Source organism: Desulfoscipio gibsoniae DSM 7213 (assembly GCF_000233715.2).
GTDB lineage: Bacteria > Bacillota > Desulfotomaculia > Desulfotomaculales > Desulfallaceae > Sporotomaculum > Sporotomaculum gibsoniae.
Genome location: NC_021184.1, coordinates 4,142,501 through 4,145,000, shown reverse-complemented (window position 1 = coordinate 4,145,000; position 2,500 = coordinate 4,142,501). Strand labels below are relative to the sequence as shown.

Genomic DNA, 2,500 nt, shown 5'->3' with positions numbered 1-2,500 from the left:
GGGCAAACAAAGGGGATTGGATGTTCTGGTTACCACTCATAACCCGGCAGTTTTAAATGCCGTGCAGGCGGAGGATATGCCCGGGGTGGTGGTGTGCTATAGGGATGCTGTCGAAGGTGATAGCAGGTTTGTTTCCTGGGTGGATTTGCCAAACTATCCCGAATTAATGGCCCAAGGTAGGCTTGGGGACATAGTTATGCAAGGGCTGGTCAATCTGCAGTCTCTCGCCGTTAAAAAGAGAGAAGATTTGATGCGGTGGGCTGAAGGGAGACTGGGGCATTGAAGCAGGTTCATTTTGTGGATACTTCCATACTTTGCTGTTTACTGAGGCTGCCCAATTTTTGCGAAATATATATGGAAGTTGAGGAGGAACTATTAAGCATTATAGGCCGTGGTGAAACTTTAATTTTGCCCATTGCCAGTATTATTGAAACCGGTAACCATATAGCACATCTAAGCGATGGAACAACAAGGCGTACAATTGCTCGAAAGTTTGCGGATTATTTAAGGGACACCGCTGATAATAGGGCACCTTGGAGCTTAATGCACATGGAGTGGACACCGGATGATTTAAGAAAATTTGCGGATATGTTCCCGGATCAGGCCATGCGCCAGATTGGTTTTGGTGATATGTCAATTATCGATGCTTACGAGGACTACATAAAACGTACCCCGGGGGTATCAGTGCGGATTTGGTCCACTGATACTCATTTAACTGCTTATAGCTATCATGCACCTGCCATAGGACGTAGAAGCAGGGGTTAGGTATTGTTGCCTTCCAATAAATTAATTAGAAATTCATGCCGTAAGCACGGCATTTTGCTTATGCCGCCAACGTAACGGATGACGGCAAATACCAGGGTTTAAAAATCGACCAGGTGCTGCCAACCGGGCAGCTATATTTAGATAACATTAGTTTGCTCGTAAAACCCGAAGTAGCTCAGAAACAAATTGAGGAAGAAAAAAGGAAACGTGAGGAAGCGGCGGCAAAGGCCCAAGGTGGACCTACCTATACGATAAACCCCGGCGGTAAAACCAGTGTCCATGAACCGGATCGCCCGGAAACGGGTGATGGGCAGGGTGGCGAACCGGGTGGCCCTAAAAGAAATTAGCAAAACCATAGCCAATAATTTAAGGGAAACCGATATGGTGGGAAGGTATGGGGGTGAAGAATTCTTAATTGTTTTACCAGATAAGACGAAAGATTTGTCAGCTGCAATGGCCAAACAATATCCAGGTTACCATAAGTGGTGGAGCTGCAGAATTATACTGCCATGATCAGCTGTTTGAATTGCTAAAAAAGGCAGACAAGCTGTTGTATAAAGTTAAAAAAGCCGGGAGAAACCGGATTGAAAAAGCATTAGCGGTATAAATAACAATGTTAAATATTAATGGGAGGATTAAATGAAAAGCTTTAGAAGAGAACTATGGTTTGAAGTGCCGACTAGGCGGGCTTTAATAAACATCACTCCCCAAGTGGAAAAATGCCTGGAAGAAAGCGGCATCCATGAAGGGCTTCTTTTATGCAACGCCATGCATATTACAGCCAGCGTATTTATAAACGACGATGAGCAGGGACTGCACCATGATTACGAGGTGTGGCTGGAAGGACTGGCCCCGGAAAAGCCGTACAGTCGCTATCGTCATAACACTTTCGAAGACAACGCCGACGCGCACCTGAAGCGTACCATCATGGGGCGGTAAGTGGTGGTGGCGGTTACTAGCGGCAAACTTGACCTGGGCCCGTGGGAACAGATTTTTTACGGTGAATTTGACGGCAAGCGCAGGAAAAGGGTGCTGGTAAAAATAATCGGTGAATAAGCAGGCGCGGCGTGCATACGTTGGTTTAGCTTTACTGCGCGTGCTTGAACGATTCTTTGTAGCATACATTTGTAGCATAACAATCGATATAGTTTAGGTGCAGCTAATGTCTATTCTTGCTATTTATTGGCTAAATCAAAGGTAGGTAAATGAAAATTTATTATAACTCCAGTCTATGGGGCAAAGGTAAAGGAATTAACGGATTGGCACAGAAGATATATTGGCAGTTTGAATACGCAGGATCAAAGCGGTGTATTCCTGTTATATATCGTTTTCCAAAAGGTATTGTTTTTGATATCATCACCTTTTTAGACGAAGTAAAACTTCATGACTTTTTTGAAAAGTATGAAGCCATCGAAGAAACATTAACACCATTGCAGCGGCGCTGTGCAGAGCAGGAACACCCCTATCAGGCTGTGCCGCTAAAAGAAATATGGATAAACGGGAGAAGATCAGAAAGCGGCTATTCATCCTGCAGCACTGTGAGCATACCGTGGGCACAGCAGGACGATGGGCTAATGCTTGTGCGAAAGGCATATTCCTCTATATTAAAGAATACGGCTTGTTTTGCCTGTGAACGATTTTGTGTGCCATATCCTAAAACAGACTCTCTAAAACTCAAAAGGTGTTGCGTTTCTTGCGGCTTGATAAAGTGAACAGCATAAAGCTGTCTACTCGT

The 2,500-nt window shown here is 44.6% G+C and carries 6 protein-coding genes and 2 pseudogenes (2 of these 8 cut by a window edge); all 8 read left to right on the top strand.

Annotated features, from left to right (window positions below):
• Positions 1–283 carry the final stretch of an AAA family ATPase gene (locus DESGI_RS19355; protein ID WP_006524770.1) on the top strand. Its footprint begins 1,004 nt before the window's first position, so the window shows 283 of its 1,287 coding nt (coding positions 1,005–1,287); its start codon lies beyond the left edge, outside the window; its stop codon occupies positions 281–283.
• Positions 280–765 (top strand): hypothetical protein, encoded by a 486-nt coding sequence (locus DESGI_RS19350; RefSeq protein ID WP_006524769.1) that lies wholly within the window; start codon positions 280–282, stop codon positions 763–765. The genes DESGI_RS19355 and DESGI_RS19350 overlap by 4 nt, the downstream gene beginning before the upstream one ends.
• 113 nt (positions 766–878) lie before the next feature.
• The gene (locus DESGI_RS25065) at positions 879–1,112 is read left to right on the top strand and encodes a hypothetical protein (protein ID WP_041285004.1); all 234 of its coding nucleotides are present in this window, start codon (positions 879–881) and stop codon (positions 1,110–1,112) included.
• Positions 1,072–1,164, top strand: a pseudogene (locus DESGI_RS26320) (hypothetical protein); the annotation flags it as partial. The gene DESGI_RS25065 and the pseudogene DESGI_RS26320, both read left to right, overlap by 41 nt.
• A 16-nt stretch (positions 1,165–1,180) precedes the next feature.
• Complete coding sequence (locus DESGI_RS25890) at positions 1,181–1,372, top strand: diguanylate cyclase domain-containing protein (RefSeq protein ID WP_041285003.1); 192 nt, start codon at positions 1,181–1,183, stop codon at positions 1,370–1,372.
• Positions 1,373–1,404: 32 nt separating this feature from the next.
• Positions 1,405–1,821: pseudogene (locus tag DESGI_RS19335) on the top strand (secondary thiamine-phosphate synthase enzyme YjbQ).
• Between the two features lie 203 nt (positions 1,822–2,024).
• Complete coding sequence (locus tag DESGI_RS25425; protein WP_207638338.1) at positions 2,025–2,477, top strand: hypothetical protein; 453 nt, start codon at positions 2,025–2,027, stop codon at positions 2,475–2,477.
• Positions 2,459–2,500, top strand: the 5' portion of a protein-coding gene (locus tag DESGI_RS25420) for a hypothetical protein (RefSeq protein ID WP_006524765.1). The gene runs 501 nt beyond the window's last position; 42 of the gene's 543 nt are visible here — the first part of the coding sequence; its start codon is at positions 2,459–2,461; the stop codon falls past the right edge of the window. Before DESGI_RS25425 ends, DESGI_RS25420 begins: the two co-directional genes overlap by 19 nt.